Source organism: Candidatus Methylacidiphilales bacterium (genome assembly GCA_025056655.1).
Classification (GTDB): Bacteria; Verrucomicrobiota; Verrucomicrobiia; order Methylacidiphilales; family JANWVL01; genus JANWVL01.
Genome location: JANWVL010000016.1, coordinates 1 through 21,407, shown reverse-complemented (window position 1 = coordinate 21,407; position 21,407 = coordinate 1). Strand labels below are relative to the sequence as shown.

Below are 21,407 nucleotides of genomic sequence, written 5' to 3'. Positions count from 1 at the left end.
AAAAAAACGCGACGATCTCATCACGCAGGTCGATCGCCGGCGCGCGCTGCGTGATGTGCAGGTAAATACTCTATCCCGCGATGAAGCAGTGTTGCAAGCGGAGGTGGATCAAGCTTCGAGCGCATTTCAGTCTTGCACCGACAGCTTCAGTGGGTATGCAGCTTTGGACTACCGCCGGGCAAGTCGCAGACCTATTCAGTTGAAGCAAGTCTCGCCGAGTTGCGGGGGATTTCGCTCGCTTAGGCCGACGGGCGTGGTGCTTTTCGTGATGTGTGGAGAAGCTATGGCGGTCGGGTGCGTCCTTTGTGCAATGCTGGAATCGGCGGCATCCCATCAAGCAAGCGTATCCGGGTTATCAGAGCTATCCGCAGGACTACGCAAGTATTTGGATTTAGGCACTCCCAAAGTGCTTGCAAGGTCTTGCAAATCGGTTGGCGATGTTGAGTTGGCGTCTTTCACTAATTCGCAAGGTTGCGCTTGCATGCACGAGGAACGAAACTCGGCATGCCTAGAGATACGTGACTTGGCAGGCTAATCCTCCCGTGTCGCACTTAAGCGTTTAATTTGAAGCTTTGCTGATGCGATCTGAACATCAGCGTGTGATGCGACAAGCGCCCTTACAACCAGCAAAAGCTTACCTATCGGGGGCGATTGTCTTGTCTCACTGCGCCGAGGTTTAGCAAGTTTACTTAAGTGCGGAAGCGACTATATTGTATTCATGCCAATCACTATATCAGCGGCTGTATGTGTAAAGCCGCGTGTAATTTTGTGGTGTATCGGGCAGACTGTTGGACTTTACTGTAGGGCGAACAACGCTCTCTGACGCGCGTTCGCGTCTGTATACGCTACAAACCAAACCACCATCGCCGTCGCTGGGAAACGATTGAAGAGTTGCTGTTCTTAGTGAGGCTCAACGCCCGCGCCTGTTGCACAAAAGCGGAGAGATCTTGCTTTAAAGCGCGGCTGAGCGTGGCAGCTTGAGGGTAACGTCCACCAGCCGACGGCGTAAGCCAACTGGGGCATCTAGCATTGTACAGATACGTGCCGCACCAACCCCGCCCGAGCCACCGCATCGCGCAACCTCTGTTCCCCACAGACTATGAGCGTATTTAAACAAATCGAGTTAGTGATCATCAAAGCGGTACCTCTTGAGGTGGGTGTCGCGCTAGCAAACGCGCTCAACGGTGAATATACCTGCGAGTTGGGCACAGTGACGGTTCGCTTCTCTCAAGGACAAGCCTTGGTCAAGTCCTATCCTGTTCCTCAAGGGGGAATGTCACGTGCTCTTGGTCGGCTCGGCGGATTTCATCGCTATCCTGCTTGGCTTTTTGAGGGCGTGCTACTCAGGACAACTTGCCGTTCGCAAGGAGAGCGCCTGAGCGCGCACTCTCAGCAGATCGCGCTTTCAATGATGAAGCGCGAGAGGAAGTGCATATTGTCCTCTGGATGCTAGGGCCGAGAAACCAAGCAAGCACAACTTTCTTTTTACACTCGTGGCGTGTTTGTTATAAAGGTAACAAGCCGAAGCCAGCAGGAGGCGCGCGCTTTCTGCGAGCGATAGAGCGTCAAAGACGACTTCCATAGCTTTGGGCGAATTCATTGGCGAGAGGTTCGGGTGATACATAATCATAACTGCCGCGCGCGTTAGCGGTGTGCTGAAGGCTTCGACAAGCGCCTCCTGCGAGAGAGACGGGTTAGGCGGATTGACTTGATGCGCTTGTTAGTCACACTAGCGATGCAGCATGGTCAGGAATGGCTCTGCTCTATACAGAACTTGTATGTTGCCAATGCACGCATAGATAGTTGATTCAAAGAAGGTATAACCCAGTCGGGCACGGATGCACGGAGGACGCGGAGAAGACACCTCTTGCTTTGCCTAGAATTAGCTTTGGCACGGGTAAGAATAGGCTTGGTGTGAAGTTGCCAGGCGAAAGTGTCGCAATATGCCAATGCTACTACTTAGAATTAAGATGAACAATAAATCTTTTGTTTGCTGCGACGCCGTATGGCGGAGGAATTATAGACAGACCATCGCAAACTGCAACTGCGCTTGCCCATGGCGACTTTACTCTCCGCGCAGGCGCGTTTTTTGTATTTCCTTAATCTTATGTAGCGCTTTCTTGAGATGCTTGTCTGCGGTTTCTAGAGACGTGCGCACCTCTGCTAGGTAGCTGGGATCCATGTTATCTAACGACTTAGCGGTCTGCTCTGCTGCGAAGTCATAGTGCCGCGAAGCGGCCACGAGCTCAGTATGGACTTCGAGCATGGATGCTGGTGGAGACAATTTTCTTACCATTTCTCCCGCAGTAGTAATCATCGCCAAATTCGCAGCCATCCTAATTCTCCATTCAGTGCTCACAATCAACGACGGAAATTGCGCGGCTTGTGTATATAATTCATTGATATTCTCAAGCGCTTTATCATAAATATCAAAAACTTTTGAGATCTCGTTGAAGTATGCGACCTCTGAACTTGAAAAGAGGCTGGGTTCTGGTGTCTCGCTAGGTATAAGCGTCGGAAGCGGCGCAGGCGTAGCAGTGGGTGGCTTAAAGGTTGCTGCAATCACGGTCGGATTCTGGGACACATAAGTAACAGAAATATTAGGATCGGATTGCTGTGTTTGCTGTCCGATAAGCGCTAAGGCAAAACAGCTGATGCATGTCGCCGGCAACGTCAGCGCTGCTATTCCTACAAGCCGCCTCTTAGACTTATGTCTGGAATTATCCTGGGTTTGCATAGATTAACCTCCCACTACAGGATTATATACATGCATTAGCGGTTGTTAACCAGCTTTTTCGCCGTGTATCCCTTGCTCAAGAGACTCAGCATCCTCTGGTTATACGGCTGTTGAAGGTTTCTGTTGCTTGATTTCGATCATTGGCTTTTGGAAAACCATCACACGAGGTTAACTTCGTCTTTTACGCATCGTCTTCGCACAGTCAATTATTCATCAGGTGTCAGAAGGTAAGCGGGGTTCCACCAGATGAACTCTTGGGCAAGATTAAAGCTGTGCGCCTCGCATAGCGAGATTACGAGTTTGTAGTGGTATAGGCTTCGGGTAGGCAATCCCTTATTCCACGCCCCTGTGAATAAGTTAGCTTCCGCTTGGCTTGATCGCGCAATAGAATTGTTGAGCGAACGCTGGGAATCACTCTACGTATTCTTTTGCACTAACATTTCAGCAATCCTTTTTTCATTATTAGTCCAAAAGGAGGACTTGTTATGATTAAATCAACGCTGTCAGATTCCATTTGACGAAGAAGGTACATGCAATCCCCAAGGTATATCTGACCGTAGCTTGTCTGATAGAGAGTCTCATCATCGTTGCTGATGTTAAGGATAGCACATAACAGTGACTAAATGTGGTGCTTGTCAAGGCGCAGGGCAAGGTGAGCGTGAGGGGGGCTTCGGTCGGCGCGATATTGGTTTCTTCTAGCGGGAGCACGATAATCTTCGCGTCTTAGAGTTGTTGCTCGGCGGTCAGGGTGAGGGGCGCGTTTGTGATCAGGATGGCAACGGTGAAGCGCTCGCAGAAGGCGCAGTATTGCCCGTAGAAGGTCGCTAGCTCATTCCAGCTCAGGGTGTTGTCCTCGGCGTCTTTGCGGTATTTGACTTGGATGGCGAAGGTGTCGTCGTCCTTGGTGATGGCGACGAGGGGGATGCCTGTGTCGGCGGAGCGGTGGTTGTGTTGTCTGGCGAACTCGTTCCAGGGGACGATGCGCTGGATGATGTCGCGCCAGTATGAGTGGGCTCGGATGGCGAGTCCGGCGCGTCGTTCGGCGATGGCGTCTTGGTGGCGCTGGTGCAGGGTAGGCTATTCATGGGCAGCGAGAGTGAATTACTCGTTCATCTCGTTATGTATCATTATATATACATCAATTATGCTAGAGGCGCAATGTGCTTATGACTTATATTCTAGTACAAGAGTCATGCCCACAATCGCCGAGCCTATCTCCACAAGCGCAAAACCAGCGATGCCGTATTTGGCTACGCTACGCAGCAAGACAAAGCGACGCGGTTAGGCGTCCGCACCAAACACTATTGCTCGGCTGGCAGGAATGAGTCACTGGACAGAACTAGACTGAACGGCGCTAACGCCAGAGGCAGCGGGGCTATTCGTGCACGGCTACAAGGTGCACATGCGACCGTGACCAAAACTCTTGCTGCGCTGCGGGGGGCTCGGCGGCGTTCAATCTCAGCATCCTCAGCGGCGATAACCTGCGAGCGTTGAGAACGCAACGCGAGCGGTCAGAGTCACCTTCCTTTAGGGAGCATGGTCGAAGACCGAGATGTGAGGGTGATGAGGAACGGGGTATGAAAATGAGGACTGGTTCAGTGCCTACCTCGCGCTATAAAAATTCTACCGCAAAACATTCATGATCATCATGATCTTCATGCCTTGTGCCTTTGTGTTAACGATTCGTCAGGGTATGAAGATGAAGATGGGATTAGAACCTTCCTCACGCCGTGAAAATTTCTCACATAACCTTCATAACATTCATGCTCTTCATGGCTGGCAGGGAGGGCGATAAAGCACAAGGTATGAAGATGAATATGAAGATGAAGATGTGATCGGAAATTTCCTCACGCCGTGAATATTTCTCGCATAACCTTCATAACCTTCATGCTCTTCATGGCTAGCTGGGAGGGGGGGATAAAGCACAAGGTATGAAGATGAAGATACGATCGGAAATTTCCTCACGCTGTGAAAATTTCACGCAGAACCTTTATGATCTTCATGCGACTGCGCAGAGCGCGTCTTGTGCGAGGGAAGCATACCCTTGCGAGAGCAAGAGACGCTTCTTGGGGAAGTGATGCCCTTTGACGAAATTGCAGGGGATTTCGTCACGATGTAAAGGGCCAAGGCGGACTTGCGACTGTATTAGTTGATAGAACGATGATTTATCATCAACATCAAATCATCGGCACATAATATAAGCTTAAGATGACTTTATAATTTGATTGTAAGCGAAATCATCCATGAATTTTCGTAATAAGCAGAGACAATCGCGTATCAGTAATAACTAATATAGTCATAAAAAAAGGCATGCTATAGTTCTTTTATCCGAAATTATTGATAACTTATCAAGTCTGTTGAGGGGTTCGATGTTTTGACAAGATTTTGGAAAGATTTTGGCAATCTTTTGGCAAGATTTTGGAAAGATTTTGGCAATCTTTTGGCAAGATTGAATAATTGCATGATCATATTAATCATATTCAAAACTAAAAGTAGATGTTTGTCCGGTTGATTATCATGGCCTTTTACGATAAAATAGATACATGCTGAAAAAGAAGAAAACAGATGTAATAGACCTGGTAGATAAAAATTATCGGTTCAGGCAAAAGATAAAGCTAATCATAAAAAGGTTGGTGTTGTTTTTTATTATCTCCGTGTTAATTTCCTCTGCTTTTTTGTTTCTTCTATTCATAGACCCCCCTAAAACTTATGTAGACAAAATTAAATCCGCAGAGTTAGTGAATTGGAGTATTTATAATGAAGATGAAAACCCGTTGATTAATTATATAAGAGTTGAAAATAAGACTGATGAGATAATTCATGTAGATATTAAAATAAACTCACACGAAAACAGACAACACACTTATCTTTTAAATGGACGGAAAGTAAATATTACCGTTTATGACAATCAATATATCGATGAGTTTTCAGTGTCACTTGTAGTGTTTAATGCACATGGTTCTTATCAAAAAGACAAGAAGATATGCGAATATAACGAAGAATATATCATCAAATGCAGGGAATATTAATTATTTAATGATATTCAAGCGAGAGTAATATTTTTAATGATCGTTCTATAATTGCATTTTAATGAAGATAAGACATCCGCGCCATCGAAAATGTGTCATACGTAATTCTATTCGTTGATAGATACAACCGCCTTTCTTATCGAAGATTCTTATAGAATGCCTAATTTAATTTGTTTTTTATGTCAAGAGAAATGGAAGATAATAAAGATATTATAGATGTATAACTTAATATCTAATAAGATCAGCTATGCAAACCTCTTATGATCCGAAAATACATTGCACGAGAGGATCTGACAAAGAATCGTTTATTCCTTCCTGCAATGCTTTAGCTAAGACATCAAGAGGATAGTAATTACACAACCTTCTTATCCACCCTTTCTGATTAATCATCATCTCTCTTAATGACATAATCTTTGTTATATTCTTATTAAACAAAACAGCATTAGTAGGATATAATGATTTACTGAGAAATATTTCTATGTATTTCGTAGCTATATTCACTCCTAGCAGCCTATATTTATTATACAAGAAATGTAACAATGAATAAGCTAAGATGTCTGATCTTAACTCCTTCATTATATTTATCAATTTACCTTCAATAATAATATCTTTTAGATTTTCCGATGAATAATAATCTAATAAACTTTCCCCATTGCGCACAATTCTTTCGCTTATATTAATAAAATCCCCGGATAACATATTAATACAAATCGATCCGCCTTTTTTGACCATAGAAATAGCCTCTGGAACTACAAGTTTCATTTCGTCTATATAGTCCTGGGATGATGGCAATACTATGTGTTCATTACTAATATTGCCCATCCTCTTCCTTGCATCAATTTTAAGTTGAGCAATGGCTTCCGATAAGCTTTGAGCTGCTATTAAGCCAATAGCTGTTCCAATTCGCATAGCTTCGCCGCTCGCAAGATCATTACCACAACAATTTGCGCACAAACCATTTTTAGCAGTGCAAAATAAAGGTGATAAAATGTTTACTATCGGTTTGTTTTTACTCCTCCATAAGCCGGCAATAAATTCTTCGTCTAATTCTGTGTAAGCAGGATAATTTCTTCCTGCTACTTCTACCGGCTTTTGCAGATAACGGCCAAGCAACCATGCGCGACATTCTTCTTCATCGCGGAATATTTTTGGGTTAATCGGCATAGATCTTTTTGTTCCACAACTCTTCTCGACAACATAAATATCACCTAGTGCATATGCCAGTTTCTTCATCGTATAACCGGCCATAGCAATTTCATCGCCTTCGTTGATTTCATCTCTTTTTATTTCTATTTCATCCTCAAAATTCTTGCCGATAAAGATATGGGCAAAGGCATGAGATATATTTTGAGGTGATGTCATTTGTATAATAGCCCCAGTCTCATATTCATCCCCTTTTGTTATTTTATCGATATCTTTCAAAACAAGAGCATGGGCATATTCCTTTGCTTCTTTTGCGGAAACTTCTTTTTCGCTATATAGTTTGACAAAATGGTTGTACTTCCTCTGCCATTTTTCAATTATTTTTCCATCCACGTCAAAATCATTTAAAGAGAAGCTAACACCTGTTTTAGTCAAAGCATATAAACCGAATGACTTCAGACCGTCCAGAGTATCAACTAAGATCTTTCTATTAGTTTGTATTTGATATATCCTTGTGACGTAAGATAAAAGCATTTTTAATTCTCCCATGTTCATCTGCCTGTTAATAAATGGTATGCCAGGAGGTAGATAACTATATAAGGAAAGCCTACCCAAAGTTGTAAAAAAAACATCCTCGTCGTTATGAGAAATAATATTGCCGACGGGATCTAATAAAGGCATCGCAAAATTCTTGAACTTTACAGGAGTATTTATGACATAATCATTCAATACTGATCTTGCCCACTCAAAAAAATCGGATTGGGGAGGAGTCAGAGACAGATCAATATTCTCTGCATCTCTTGTGCCTAAGCGTATACCCATGCGAATATCTTTATCCGGAAAGGGAAGTAGTGTTGCGTCTGCAGGTCTGAAGAGATTCGAAGATGGCATCATGCGTTGTGATTCACTCAGTAAATGGTTATTTTCATGAAGAGCGAAGACATTCATCTGATCACCATCAAAATCAGCATTGAAAGCTTGGCAAACTAAGGGATGAATACCGATAGCAGCATGATTATTAACAGTGAAATGAAATGCCTGTAAATTAAGACGATGCAATGTGGGTGGGCGGTTAAGTGCCACAAAAGTTCTGCGCCCGATTTCATTCAGGGCTTCCGTTTGTTGTTGGGGAGATAATCCTGCATAATTTCTTGGGAGTTCACGGCAGAAAAGTCTTTCCGCCATTATTTTGGGCAAACTACATACGTCAAACGTCAAATGTGGATCTGCATAGATGACTGCGCGTCCACTGCGTATAACTCTTTTGCCGCATAGATGTCCGCGCCATAGGCCGTTTTTACCGAATATCCTCTTGTGTATGCCGTAAAGCGGATGATCAAAAACATCCTTTATGACATTCTGAACGATAACCCATATAGACTTTTTTATTTTAACATCATATGACTGCTTAAATATCCAATCTCCGTATTGTATGGCCCTTATCGCTGAAATATATGCTTTGGATAATGGATGAAGAGAATAAATATTATTACCGGGCATACGCGTCCAAGACGGAGTTAGATAAATATACTCGATAATAAAACTATTTAAGTCTTCTTTATTTTTGTATAGATCTTCCAGTAAATCACCGCTTCTGATTCTTTTTTTTAATTCAGATGTGGTGATCCCCATGCTCTTAGCCATATTGGACAATGCCGGCGTACGCATATAGATAGGATGAACAAGTGGAAAAGGTAACGATAAGTACACACCGGTGGGCAAAAGTTTAGAGGAAATTGTTTTATCCCTTTGGCAATCTTGTCCGTTGCAATATATAAGGCAATGGGTTGAAAAGAGATATGGGCAACCGAAGATGCATGGGTCGTAGATCCCCTTCTCTATAGGCAGCAATTTATGCGACTTCTTTTTTTTATAAAATGATAGAGGTTTCAAGTCGTGGGGGGTGAAGAATCTTACATCTTCGTTGATGAAATCTTGTTTACTGAGTTTGACTCCTTGGAGAGGTGGATCATAACTCATTTTATCTACGCTCTATCAATTCGTATGAACGCTGGGGTTGTCTACAATGGGGATGGGGCGAAGTGCATGATGAGGAAGCGGGTGTGGGTGGACTTTGCCGTTTCTATCTTTATCACAAAACTCTTGTATATTTTTTCTCTTCTCCATTATCTCTTTCTTATCGTAACGTGAGAACTTAAAAAGAAATGGGGCATATGAAGGCAAAGAGACGATAGCTTCGCCGACATCCAGTTGATTAAGCATCCAATCCTCAACTACGTGACCTTCAGTAACCTGTTCCATAGGGTCTTGAATATTTTCGCTGGTAATAAGTTCTACGCGCCTTTGTTTGCCAAATAATTTTTGCACAAATTCCCTCGTGTTGTGATCGGTAACACGAAAGGCAAAAACGGATGAACAAGCGGATAATAAGCTCATGCCTTGATGTTCGCCATAGGCTTTTATGACTTGATTGATATTTTGTAGCCCCATAATCACTTTAACACCGAGTGAGCGGCCGAAATTAAGAGCGGCGTCTATATGCTTGAGATTTGGTAATAAACGAAATTCATCTAGGATGAACCATGTGTTCCCTTCGGTTCTACTACGCCCAAGTGCTTCTTTGATTGCTAGATCTATGATGAGTCCATAGATCGGGCCAAGGGCTCCAGCCAGAGAGATATCAAACTCAATAAATGCGGTTACACCGCCCTTCTCACGCACTATTCTTCTAATGGATAAATCGCCATGTTTTCTGAAATTTCCGACGAATATTTCACGTATTCCCTGATAGAGTTCAGAGATTACGCCTTGAGTTTGAGGTGACATATCATGCGAAATATATGATCTTATAGCTCTTAAGTCCTCATGTTCTGACAGAATCTCTTTAATACCTGCAGCAGGCAAACGATCAATAAGGTCGCGAAACATGCCATTGTCGAATTTTATTTTATTCTTCTGCCACAATCTATTGAAATGAATAAAAAGAGCGGCTAAGATATCGCGCGCAGCTTGCGGGAAGAACACTTGATTTGTTTTTTCTATTTTACCCGCGAATAAACTTGTAGCCATCTCGATTGCACGATCATTGTAATCAGGTTCGTCATATAGTTCCTCAAAAATGTTCCAATAATTTTCCTCTCCTTTTAGTCCACATGCGTGTTGATCATTACTAATCACGATATCCTTTTCGCTGTCGTAGAATTCAGACAAGAAATCCCCTTTAGTGTCAAATATGATCATGACATCTTGTTTACCCAAATTGCTTTTAATTTGCCTTACTAGTTGAAATATCGCGTTAGTTTTTCCGCTCCCAATGCTTCCTACAAATAGCATATGTTTGCTAAATAGCTGATCATCCATCATCACTATTTTATTTTCATCTATTTCTTGAGGGATAAGGATACAGCGTGGATTGTCTACAGTGATATTTATATTATCGGAAAAGGTATATCCAGATAAAACAGAAAAAGCTTGCAGTTTCCTGGTACGCGCGTTTTTTGTAATATGTTTGCTAATATTGCCCATCATGATCATTATACAACAAACTCTTCTATTCCATACATTATCATAGATATGTATTACATTGGGGTATATAGTCTAATAAAAAAATATATATTGAACTTATCTTAACCATCATTTGCATTCTTATATCTTAATGTATGGAAATAAAAATACCAGGAAGATTTATTTAAGTAACACGGGATGTAAAGACTCTTATATTAATATTTTATATATTTATTAAATTTATACATTAATGTTATTTATCTTTTCGACTTAGTTTGTTGACGTTGTTTTTTTATAGCATAGACAAAAGTATACCATTCGATGGATTGCCTAAAATTAGGTACATGTGCAGTCATGCTTATAGTTCTTAAAATTAACATACGATTCATTGAATAGAGACCGCTGATTCCAATATTGCACAAAAGAAAGAATCAGCAGCTACGGACTATGTGCACACTGGAAAAAATACAGTGATCTATTGAGTTAAGATTTAATGGCGCGAATAATTTACTAGTATAATTTAGTTGATATAAGACAAAGCAGATGTCAACAATAAGATGAAACAGCAAACTAGGTTTTAAATCTCAACCGAATATTTTTATGTGCTTATGATTAAATAACTCAGGCCTTATTTCAAAATTAAAATAAAGATGTATTGAATGCGAAGATAATATCCTCCTTGATTTTAAACAATTTTTTGGACTTCTACCTTGCGCTGTGTGGTAGGTAGGCGTTCTATACAAGCGATCTTCTCCTCAGGATCATCAGGCATATTAACTGGAATTGGGGGCAAGAAGATGAATCTTTTACCCGTGCGACCTTTTCCAACTAGATAAGTGTGCCAATGTGATTTTCTTATATGTGGTGGCAATCTCCGCCCGGTCTTATTCTGTTCTAATTCTTTATAATAGCGAGACCTGGCAGCTTTAATTTTAGAACCCAATCTATATCCAACGTTCCAAATAGTTTCTTGTGGTGGTACATAAAGGCGTTGCCCTATTTTCAATTGTGGCCGCATAGGAGCTGCTTTCTTCACCTCAGGGTTTAATTCTAAATCTATGTTATCTGCAGATAGAAGTAACATGCATTGAATAGCGTTATAGAAGAGGCTTGGCAATAAATCCATGAATGTGATTTGATCTTTATTTTCCGAACTAGAAAGGATAATGTTGCTATTTTGAATTTGGCTTTGTATATCAATTTTATCCTCTATATATATTTGTGCAGCAGTGATTCGTTCATTTTTTCCTAAACTCATATCTAATATAATATTGCATAGTTCTTTTTTTCTTTTATCATCCCACATCATGGCAAATAAAATGCCTCTAATCGTGTAGAAACGATTTACCGGATCACTTTTCAATTCAAATTCTTTACCCACAGGAATGTATGCAGACCAATATGGAATATGACGAAGGGGATCTGACGGAATTTTATCGAGCTTAACTTTATCATCCCATATGATATCAAGAATTTCATCATGCACAACTAAAACATGTTTACCGGACATACGCCATGCCGATAAGGTAACGGCATAACACGCATAATTGTATATATCACCATATGTTTTTTCTAGAAAAAATTTCTTGAAGATATTAGATCCAACTGAGATGCCAGTAATATTAGCATCCGTAACGACTCTTTTTATACAATATAAAACCTCGTTGCTTTTAGCCCATGGTTCATTTTTGTCGAAAATGCTTCTATAGATCTTATCTCGCATAAACATAGCTATATAAACATGCAAATCTACATGCGAATATGTATGTGGAAGCCATTTGACCACTTTTTCCAGTTTACCACGTTCTATCTCTATTTGTTTAAAAATACCAGGGAATGCATTTTCACATTCGCTGCATAATATGGTAGGCTGCTTGATAAGTGGATGCAATTTTGTAGTCATGGCTTGAGTATATTATATACTCGTCATGAGACGACGAAAAGTCCTACAGAAGCCTTCAAAAGAAAAACAAGGCCAATGTCCCAATTAAATCATTACCCTTTTCTAATCCTATTATAATACAAAGGCAGGTAAAAAAAATACACAGATATCGCTTACTATATAATCACGAAATACCAGAGGATCATTCTGTATAATCAAAGGAAGGTTCAAATGAGAAGGAATAAAAGTGCATCGTTATTATCGTTAATATTAGGTGTGCTGTGTTTATGTTGCGGATGTTCTCTGTTCACATTTTGGTGGCTGGGATCTTTGAGTTTTTACTACACAAATCCAGAAATATCTGTCACGATATTTCTGCCTACACCTACCTCTTCATCGTATGTCTCGAAAGAAGTAGAAATCATAACCCCAGAGCTTAACAACCAACAAGAAAACACTCCGGTCATATCATCATCGTCACCAACAGTTTATCTAGAAGCAAAAAGTCATAATGCAGTACTTGATAAGCCAATGAATATATCAAATTATCCATGTTTACAGGGTTTAAATTGGGAGATTGCATATCTTATTGATGTCATAGATGGAGACACTATTAATGTGAGGTTAACGAATGGACATACGGAAAGGGTAAGATATATAGGAATAGACGCCCCTGAAAGTTATTCTCCTTATTATTATCAAGCAAATTTGGCAAACCAATCATTTCTACCCTCCGGTTCTACTTTGTATATGGCTAGGGATATAAGTGATCGTGATCAATATGGTCGTCTGCTCCGCTATGTTGTCAGCGAACATGGTTCTTTGAGTCATGAGCTAGTCCGTGGGGGTTGGGCAGAAACTTTGACTATTAATCCAGATTTACGCTGCGCCGATGAATTAAATTCACTTCAATTTGAAGCTAGAGAGTTTAAACGCGGTTTGTGGGCTTTTGGAGAATGGAACATAAAAGTGACTGATACACCTGTTCTCTATTCTACACCAGAGAGCATACATCGAGACATTGCCCCTCTACCTCAAGACCAAGAAGCATGTCATCCTTCCTATCCAGATGTCTGTATTCCTGCGCCTCCTCCTGATTTGGATTGTAATGAGATACCTTATCGTCGGTTTACCGTGTATCCCCCAGATCCTCACAATTTCGATCGTGATAATGACGGGATCGGTTGTGAAAGATAAAGTGTCAATTTATTGCGATAAAGTGGTCTTCTATATTTGTGGATCAATCAACCTAAAAATATGCCTATCAAGAAATACACGTCCCCTCTTCAATGAGCTAATGGCCTCAAGAGAGGCGTTTGCATTAGACTACCGTGAAAAACACTTCTGGTTTTCCCAAGATCCAGATACCGTAAAAGTTTTCAGTTAAAACATGAATCATTGTGCAGTAGGAGGAGTCAGTATGCTTAAACCAATAGCTGCATAATTTTAGTTTTATGTTCAAACACACTAATTGATATCAAGAGGTCATATATTTAATTCTATCGCTTTTATTTCGTTGCACAAAGAAATATTTTTGGATCTAAATACTTAAGTGGCATTGACAATAATTATTATAAGCAACATATACTCGCTTGAAGATAAGCACTAATTCCTGCATTGCACAAACGATAAAACTGAAGTTGTTGTGCCTCCACAAACTACTAAAGGCGTTTCTTTTCATCGGCCTAAGGGTGCTAGATATTGTCTCTCGCTATGTTTGATTTAACAAAACAAGGCTATTTTCCTCATATCATGTGTAACAGTATAGATATTTCACCAAAGTTTGTGTTATCATATTTATTAAAGCTATTTTCTGGATGGAGAAGGTGAATATATTTTTATCATTGATCGGTTACAGATCCTCTTTGTTTATTGGTGGTTAATTTTTTTCAAGCTTTTTAAATAATCATGATTGATAATATTTAAAATATCTTAGGCTTTTCGCTGTATATTCAAAAACAATTTTGGCGTATATGATATTTTAAAACAGTCTAATTATAACTGGAGCCTCTATTATCAGCATGATGACAAAAGTGAGTAGATCTGATTATAATATATACAATCATAAATAAGACACACTACTTTACGAATGGTGAAAATATGAATCAACTTAAAATAAGAATTAACCATGTCTCCACTAGTATAACTCATGAGTACTTTGATGGAGTTTTAAATGATTTTTTGCGTGCGCTATGTGAATTAGATGTGCTTATCAATGGAGAAAATAGTCATAATTTCAGTGCAAAAGTATTTAACAACGATGATGGTTTATCTATCGAATTATATGAAAACGAGATGGCCGATATAAATCACCGATGTGATTCTGTTATGAATATATTACAAGAAAACATAAATAATAAATCAAAATACCGATCAAGTTCAAATTGTGTTTCTCGACTGATAATCGCTTTCTTAAAAGTTATAGAAAAAATCCAAGCAATCACAGATGATTACGCTTTATTTTATAACGACATTCATATGCAATTGCCATCAGATTTTACTATAGAATCAAATAAATTTACTAATAATGACTTATCCGAATACGGAAGTATAAAGGGAGTGTTAAAAGTTGCCCTAGAAGGTGAAAATCATGTTTTTTACATCAAACCATTTTTGTACGATACTAATGTGTTATGCATTGTACATTGTGAAAATTACGATTTTTTGATTAAAAATGTAGGGAAAACTATTTACGCTCGTGGAAAATTATATATCGGAGAATTCCAAGGAAAATCGTCGCCCTATGCTATAGATATTATAGATATGGGGGATGTAGAAATAATATCTGAGAATGAAACATTATCGTTAAGTGATGTGCGGGGTCTACTTAGTGATGTTAGCTTGAACGTGCCATCCGAGATTTTTGTCTCTAAACTGCGGGCTGAGTGGGATAATGAAGATGAAATGTCTAGCAGTATATATTAAATCTTTCACTTATCATTTTTTAATCTATCCCTCATCATCCTTTTGCGCCTGTAAGACCTATATCTATCGCCTTTTGTTACGTAATATCTTCTCCTCATACATTCTTGTATGATGGATGAGTTGTGAACTGCACGGTTAAATCGCCCAATTAATTTATCTAAAGTTTCGTCTTCTCTTAAGTATACCTTCACCATATACTTTCACATCAAGCAGGTAATTTACTACTTCATCAATTCGATTGCAGTGTTGTAGTCTATGTAACCATTTACTGGCTTTTGGCCAAAGATAATAAATGGTGTCCCATTTCCACCAAGGCCTTGAGCGATATTAGTTTCTTTTGCTACCTTCTCTTTCGCTTTGATTAAACAAGCATCTTTATTATCCATGCCAATCGTGTATAAAATTTTATCCTCTATAGTTTTATCATCTAGGTTAGATAAATATATATCATAAAGGGTATTTACAAAGAGATCAGGCTTATGTTGTCCGACACAGTCTAGCAGCGATAATATATATTCTGAATGATCGCCTAAAACAGACATATAACGATGGACGATTACAAGGTTGTGTGTTTTATTTTTTCTTAAAGCGTCTATTGTATCCTTATAGAGCATCTTGGAATAAGGACATTTCGGGTCTGAAAAGACGGCAATTGTATATGTAATAGGGGCACCAACATGTATGCCTTCAATCTGATACTCGTTGACGCCAGTTAATATATCGGACGAGGAAATAGATATAGGCGGATTAGGTGTGGATTCTTCTATCGTGATTTGTCCTAACCCAGCCTCTTTTATTCTCTTCACCATCTCACTCTGTGAAGCGTAGCCTCCTATGACAATGCCATTGACAATGACATGAGGAGTTCCTCCTGCACGAATACGATTAGCCGTTTGTGTATCCTGATAAATATTCAAGGCCGCGGTTGGTCCTAGTTCATTCTTATCCTGAACACAATCGAGGATATCTTTTTTCTTATTTTCCGGCAAAGAAAATAACTTAACGATATCTTCTGTTGATTTGTTTGAGCTATCGTCTTGGTATAAAATATCTATGGCTTGATAATATAATTCTCTTCCACCAACTAAACCAGCACATGCTTGTATTTTTGCCAGGTTAAATGAACGATCTCCGAAAATAATATAATGCCTTCTGGTGAGCACTAAATTCAAACCAAAACCATCTTCTTTGACAATATTCTCAATGCTTCGGAGTGTCTCTTTGTGTAGCAGTTTACAATAGTTACACAGTGGATCTTCAAATACAACTAAATGCCCCGTAATAGGATATCCCCCAGAGATTAATGTGGTTTGATAATCACGTGAGCGATCAAGAACTTCGCTCATATCATTGAAGAGATTAGCAGACGATCCAGTATTCGATTTTGTTGCGTCAGATGTAATAGAAGAGGAAGTAATTGGAGAGGAAGTAATTGGAGAGGAAGAAGAAGTTACATTTACATCAAAAGTGTTTAATTTTATTGCTATATAAATTGAAAGCGCCATGCTGATTGATGAAGAAACTAATGAAGCGAGAACGAGTGTGTTGTTTTTCATGCTTAAATGATACCACATTTTCACCTAGCAGAAGAGAAGATTTGAATGGGTTGATTAAACAGATCTTTTTGGTATTGGCCGATTCTTTGTGAAGCCATAGTGATGTATTCATATTTAATATCTATACCAACACTTTCTCGGCCTAGAAGAAAAGCAGCAAGACACGTTGTTCCTGATCCAACAAAAGGATCTAGTATGATATCTCCAGGTTTTGAGAATAATTTAATAAACCACATGGGTAAATCCAAAGGGAAAACGGCGCTATGATGCTTATTAGACGATACAGTTGGGAGATGTAAGACATTAGTTGGATAAACCATTTCCTTGTTTAGCCATTTAGAAACATTTCTACCAAACCCGCTGCCATTTTGCGAGTTATGTCTTACAAAATCGTTTTTACCCAATTTCTTCAAACGACTTGTTCTCCAATCACCGATGGGTATCATAACCTCATCCTGATACATTTTGAAATCCTTGCTCTTATTGAATTGTAAACAACGTTCCCAAGCATCTCTGAATCTATTTTTCCATTTTCCTGGCATTGAATTTTTCTTGTGCCATATGTATTCTTCAGTCCATAGCCATCCTTGTTTTTTCAGCGCTAAAATCAATTCCAGGACATACGTATGCCTTTCACCATGCACAACCTTTTCTTTTATATTAAGCACAAATGTCCCATCAGGTTTAAGGACACGCAAAAATTCTTTTGATCGCGGCAAGAACCATTCAACATACTTTTCCGGTGCAATGCCGCCATAAGTCTTCTTCCGGCAGTCAGCATAGGGTGGAGATGTAAAGATCAAATCATAGTGATTATCTGGATGATCTCTTAAAACATCAAGACAATCGCCATGATAAAGCGTAACCATACTATAATTCATTATAATCTACTGCTTGATTTCAAGTGGTAAGTCCTTGAACTTATTGTTAGTCTAGAGGATATGCGCATGCCAAGATATACTTATCGTTACCCGGGCAAAGAGAATCGGCATAGGTGGTTTAAGTTTAAACAGGCTTATTCAAAGCAAATAGTAGAAGATATATTACGTTCCCAGGAAGTATGCTCTTGTAGAATTTTAGATCCATTTTGTGGCAGCGGAACTACTGTATTATGTGCAGCATATATGAATTATCCTAGTATAGCTATAGACATAAATCCGTTCCTGACTTGGTTGACAAGAGTTAAAACAGATATTTACGATAAAAAAGATATCGAAAAATGTCTTTTTATACTGAACAATTTCTTCAATCAAGATGATCTAAACATTGTACCGTATAGAATACCCGATATGCATAATATAGAAAAGTGGTGGAGTGAAAGTGCGATTGATTTTTTAGGTAAATTGCTTTCTTTAATATATACTCAAACAGATACTGACGAGAAAGCAAGAAATTTGTTATTAGTCGCTTTTTGTAGGACAGCGCTGGATTTATCTAATGTAACATTTGGCCATCATTCTATGTCATTAAAACAAAAGCACCGATGTGAATCATTAGCATATAGCCAATATAAAGACGCATTCAGGAATAATCTAGAGTTTATTACACAAACCGCAAAATATAATCCGAGTTGTACTCCTGAAGTTACAATTGGTGACGCTAAAGAGATAGGATATATTGTGAAAGATCCAGTTAGGCTTATTATCACTTCACCACCATATGTAAACCGGATGTCCTATATACGTGAGCTACGTCCTTATATGTACTGGTTGGATTATCTGCAAAATAGAGAGGATGCCGGGCAACTTGACTGGCTTGCCATTGGTGGCACGTGGGGACAGGCAACGAGTAAATTAATTGAGTGGCAACCGCAAACAGATGACTTCAGAACTAATTGTCTCCTATCGGTTCTAGAAAATATTAAAAGAGTTCAAGCTAAAAGCAGTTTAATTGTATATAAATATATAGAAAAATATTTTCATGATATATGGCTGCATTTTTCAAGCATTCAGAACATCCTCTTACCTTCTGCAGAGTTATATTATATTATAGGCAATTCTTTCTTCTATGGTTTTGAGGTACCTACGCATATAATATATAGCGAAATGTTGAAGAAATTAGGCTTTGTTAATATAGAAATCCGGATGATTCGTAAAAGAAACTCAAACGTAAATTTGTTTGAATTCTTGCTAACGGCTAAATGGTGTAAAAATTAATACTATGCTAAATATACATTTCACATAACACATTTATTCTTGTCCTAAGGATATAATATAAACATGCCTTGCAATATTGACTGGGATGAAATGAAGTTAGCGTCTCTAATCTCAAATGGAAACGAATGCTTAGCAAGTAAAATGGTCGTAGATTTTATACGATCCGTGCAAGACAAAGGAAAAATAGATCAAATGTTAAGCTCCTCTTCGTTTTTGTACTTACTCGGTGGACCATATTCAGACGAAATAGTAGATAGTATTACAGAAAATCTCGGCAATATATTAAACAGCAAAAACGCTCTTCTTATCTATAGATTTACTGATAAATTAAACAACATGCTGGCACTAAGTGAATGGGTAAGTAGATATCCAATGATATATCAACCAGATCATATATATCTAAGCTCTTCATTAAGTCATTTATCTCCAAAGGTCTCCTCATCACAAACATATCAAAAATCATCGCAATATGGTTTAGAATATATTTACTGAGACATGTAAATTAATATGAATACTATAACCAGAACTGCCGAAAAAGATAGAAAGGAATTTGTAAATCTCTTCTCGACTGCCTATCTGCGCGAAGATCGTGAATTAAAAATCTCCCTAATCGACCGTTTCAAAAAAAATCCAGCCAAGAATCTGATTAAATATATATGCTTTTTTGTATTAAACGAAAAAGATTGTGATGTAAAAATTTATGCTATGCGCGCGCTAGCAAAGATAAAGGGTGTTTTAATAGATAAAACTCTAATTAACTCCATGATGAATAGCAATGATATACGAATTATTGAAGAAAGCATAATGATATTAGGGCAAAGAAAATATGCCGGGGCTATATTGCCTATTATACGTAAGTTAAATAACACGCAGGAACATCTCTTAAAAAGAAGTTGTATAGTAGCACTTGGATACATAAGACGTGCAGAAGCCTTGTTGCCTTTATACGATTTTTTCTGTAATTGTCATGAGGAAGAGTTGCGCAGGCTTGCATTAGATGCAATTGATCGTATTTCATCCCCATTGTCAGAAAAAATAATCATGGAGATAATAGAAAAGGAAATAAACGAGGATATAAAAGTTCAGGGCATTTATATGCTAGGCAGGAGAAGATCGTCAAGAAATATAAATTTCTTGATTAATCAATTCAACAGAAGCTCTAGCCAAAAGGTAAAAACAGCAGTCATATCGGCTTTAATAGATATCGATAATTATGCAGCTCTAAAATCTGCTTATAAGCTAGCAAATGAGTTAAAAAATGAAGAATTGATAATGAGCGTAATAGGTAGATTGAATAATATAACATATCCTCACGCACGTCATTTCCTTGAATGTTCAATACAATAAAGCAAGAATATTAATGTAAATAAACCACAACTTACTATATAAGCAATATTTTCGTCTTCATGTAGCTAACTAAGAATTCGGTAAAGCTGTATTTAACTAAATAGATCTACAGTTTGTCCGCAGCAACCACTGACTATTGTCATGGTAGTCTGAAATAACATGCCTATGAAATTTTCACAGGCAAGACAGAAATAATCATAGAGCATGATTTGCGCAAACGAAAATTATTTAATATTATTAAATAAAGGGCGAATAAATTAGATACGCGAATAAAATAAAGATGTATAAGTTAAACTATACTTAAACGATTCAAAAACCACTGCAGTAGTTAGCGCTACTTGTGCAAAACCTGCCATCTCACTTCATTCCTTAGTCCAACCGGGAGTGCCTAAACCCAAATACTTGCGTAGTCCCGCGGATAGCTCTGATAACCCGGATGCGCTTGCTTGAAGGTATGCCGCCGATTCCAGCATTGCACAAACAACGCAACCGACCACCGCAGCGCTTCCACACACCGCGAAAAGCACCGCGCCCGCCGGCCTAAGAGAGCAAGAGCCGCCGCAACTCGGCGAGACTTGCTTCAACTGAATAGGTCTGCGACTTGCCCGGCGCAACCAGAGACAGCCGCCACGGTAGTCTAAAGCAGCATACCCACTGAAGCCGTCGGTGCAATACTGAAATGCCCGTGGCGCTTGATCCACCACCGCCTGTAACACCGCTTCATCGCGGGATAGAGTATCTACCAGCACATCACGCAGCGCGTCCGGCGCTCGACCTGCGTGATGAGATCGTCGCGTTTTTTTACTCCTGACGAATGTGAACTGCTCTCAAGCTCGACGATCGGTTAGTCGTCGGTTGGGGGGGCTGTGGGATGGGGAAGGCAGCCAAGGCACGTTCACCGGCAGACTTGACCCAGTTGGCTACCGATTGCGTCCTTGACATACAGATTGCGCCCGATGCGTCGGAAGCTGTGGCCATCCAGATACATCTCGACGGCTTGGCGCGGGATTCTAAGCGGGTAGCCGATTGGGTTGGGCTGAGGGGTGAAATGACGATTGCAGGCCTTGCACAGGTAGCGCTGGCTGCCGCTGTGATTCTTGCCTCGTTTGACCACCGATTCGCTTATGTCTCTTTGGACACTTCATGTATCCAATTTTATTTACTCCC

The 21,407-nt window shown here is 39.5% G+C and carries 17 protein-coding genes; 9 read left to right on the top strand and 8 right to left on the bottom strand.

The genetic code is table 11. The features are described 5' to 3' along the window. Both NZM04_00750 and NZM04_00745 read left to right on the top strand, forming a co-directional pair. Nucleotides 1–535 (top strand): hypothetical protein (locus NZM04_00750; GenBank protein ID MCS7062573.1); only part of this gene is annotated, 535 nt, incomplete at its 5' end. 564 nt (nucleotides 536–1,099) lie between these two features. Further along, nucleotides 1,100–1,453, top strand: a complete 354-nt coding sequence (locus NZM04_00745) for a hypothetical protein (GenBank protein MCS7062572.1) — start codon at nucleotides 1,100–1,102, stop codon at nucleotides 1,451–1,453. Nucleotides 1,454–2,065: 612 nt separating this feature from the next. On the opposite strand, the gene NZM04_00740 is transcribed toward NZM04_00745, so the two are convergent. Then, nucleotides 2,066–2,737: a hypothetical protein gene (locus NZM04_00740; GenBank protein MCS7062571.1), complete on the bottom strand. Its 672-nt coding sequence runs from the start codon at nucleotides 2,735–2,737 to the stop codon at nucleotides 2,066–2,068. Nucleotides 2,738–5,280: 2,543 nt separating this feature from the next. Between NZM04_00740 and NZM04_00735 the strand changes: the two genes are divergently transcribed. Continuing rightward, nucleotides 5,281–5,766 carry a hypothetical protein gene (locus NZM04_00735; protein MCS7062570.1) on the top strand — a complete coding sequence of 162 codons (486 nt, stop codon included), beginning with the start codon at nucleotides 5,281–5,283 and terminating at the stop codon, nucleotides 5,764–5,766. A 258-nt stretch (nucleotides 5,767–6,024) separates the two neighbouring features. Here the strand turns inward: NZM04_00735 and NZM04_00730 are convergent, their stop codons facing one another. The 3 genes from NZM04_00730 to NZM04_00720 all read right to left on the bottom strand — a co-directional run bounded on the left by NZM04_00730 (nucleotide 6,025) and on the right by NZM04_00720 (nucleotide 12,277). Beyond that, on the bottom strand, nucleotides 6,025–8,631 hold the full coding sequence (locus tag NZM04_00730; GenBank protein ID MCS7062569.1) for a hypothetical protein: 2,607 nt from the start codon (nucleotides 8,629–8,631) through the stop codon (nucleotides 6,025–6,027). 273 nt (nucleotides 8,632–8,904) lie between these two features. Then, nucleotides 8,905–10,398: a type IV secretion system DNA-binding domain-containing protein gene (locus NZM04_00725; protein ID MCS7062568.1), complete on the bottom strand. Its 1,494-nt coding sequence runs from the start codon at nucleotides 10,396–10,398 to the stop codon at nucleotides 8,905–8,907. A gap of 661 nt (nucleotides 10,399–11,059) precedes the next feature. Next, nucleotides 11,060–12,277, bottom strand: coding sequence for a hypothetical protein (locus NZM04_00720; protein MCS7062567.1), 1,218 nt, complete (start codon nucleotides 12,275–12,277; stop codon nucleotides 11,060–11,062). 309 nt (nucleotides 12,278–12,586) lie between these two features. Between NZM04_00720 and NZM04_00715 the strand changes: the two genes are divergently transcribed. Together NZM04_00715 and NZM04_00710 are read left to right on the top strand one after the other, a co-directional pair. Continuing rightward, nucleotides 12,587–13,453 (top strand): thermonuclease family protein, encoded by an 867-nt coding sequence (locus NZM04_00715; protein MCS7062566.1) that lies wholly within the window; start codon nucleotides 12,587–12,589, stop codon nucleotides 13,451–13,453. Nucleotides 13,454–14,356: 903 nt separating this feature from the next. Next, nucleotides 14,357–15,181 (top strand): hypothetical protein, encoded by an 825-nt coding sequence (locus NZM04_00710; GenBank protein MCS7062565.1) that lies wholly within the window; start codon nucleotides 14,357–14,359, stop codon nucleotides 15,179–15,181. Nucleotides 15,182–15,402: 221 nt separating this feature from the next. Here NZM04_00710 and NZM04_00705 read toward each other — a convergent pair whose 3' ends face one another. Both NZM04_00705 and NZM04_00700 read right to left on the bottom strand, forming a co-directional pair. After that, nucleotides 15,403–16,737 (bottom strand): thioredoxin domain-containing protein, encoded by a 1,335-nt coding sequence (locus NZM04_00705; GenBank protein MCS7062564.1) that lies wholly within the window; start codon nucleotides 16,735–16,737, stop codon nucleotides 15,403–15,405. A 20-nt stretch (nucleotides 16,738–16,757) separates the two neighbouring features. Beyond that, nucleotides 16,758–17,606: a DNA methyltransferase gene (locus NZM04_00700; GenBank protein MCS7062563.1), complete on the bottom strand. Its 849-nt coding sequence runs from the start codon at nucleotides 17,604–17,606 to the stop codon at nucleotides 16,758–16,760. A gap of 78 nt (nucleotides 17,607–17,684) precedes the next feature. Between NZM04_00700 and NZM04_00695 the strand changes: the two genes are divergently transcribed. From NZM04_00695 to NZM04_00685, 3 genes are all read left to right on the top strand, one after another. Continuing rightward, nucleotides 17,685–18,893 carry a site-specific DNA-methyltransferase gene (locus NZM04_00695; protein ID MCS7062562.1) on the top strand — a complete coding sequence of 403 codons (1,209 nt, stop codon included), beginning with the start codon at nucleotides 17,685–17,687 and terminating at the stop codon, nucleotides 18,891–18,893. A 63-nt stretch (nucleotides 18,894–18,956) separates the two neighbouring features. Next, nucleotides 18,957–19,385 carry a hypothetical protein gene (locus NZM04_00690; GenBank protein ID MCS7062561.1) on the top strand — a complete coding sequence of 143 codons (429 nt, stop codon included), beginning with the start codon at nucleotides 18,957–18,959 and terminating at the stop codon, nucleotides 19,383–19,385. Nucleotides 19,386–19,400: 15 nt separating this feature from the next. Continuing rightward, the gene (locus NZM04_00685; GenBank protein ID MCS7062560.1) at nucleotides 19,401–20,240 is read left to right on the top strand and encodes a hypothetical protein; all 840 of its coding nucleotides are present in this window, start codon (nucleotides 19,401–19,403) and stop codon (nucleotides 20,238–20,240) included. Between the two features lie 362 nt (nucleotides 20,241–20,602). Here NZM04_00685 and NZM04_00680 read toward each other — a convergent pair whose 3' ends face one another. After that, nucleotides 20,603–20,989, bottom strand: coding sequence for a hypothetical protein (locus NZM04_00680; protein ID MCS7062559.1), 387 nt, complete (start codon nucleotides 20,987–20,989; stop codon nucleotides 20,603–20,605). Nucleotides 20,990–21,041: 52 nt separating this feature from the next. Then, nucleotides 21,042–21,218 (bottom strand): hypothetical protein, encoded by a 177-nt coding sequence (locus NZM04_00675; GenBank protein MCS7062558.1) that lies wholly within the window; start codon nucleotides 21,216–21,218, stop codon nucleotides 21,042–21,044. On the opposite strand from NZM04_00675, the gene NZM04_00670 reads away from it, so the two are divergent. Then, the coding region (locus tag NZM04_00670; GenBank protein MCS7062557.1) for a hypothetical protein at nucleotides 21,211–21,407 on the top strand (197 nt) is incomplete at its 3' end. The two genes, NZM04_00675 and NZM04_00670, sit on opposite strands and share 8 nt — an antisense overlap.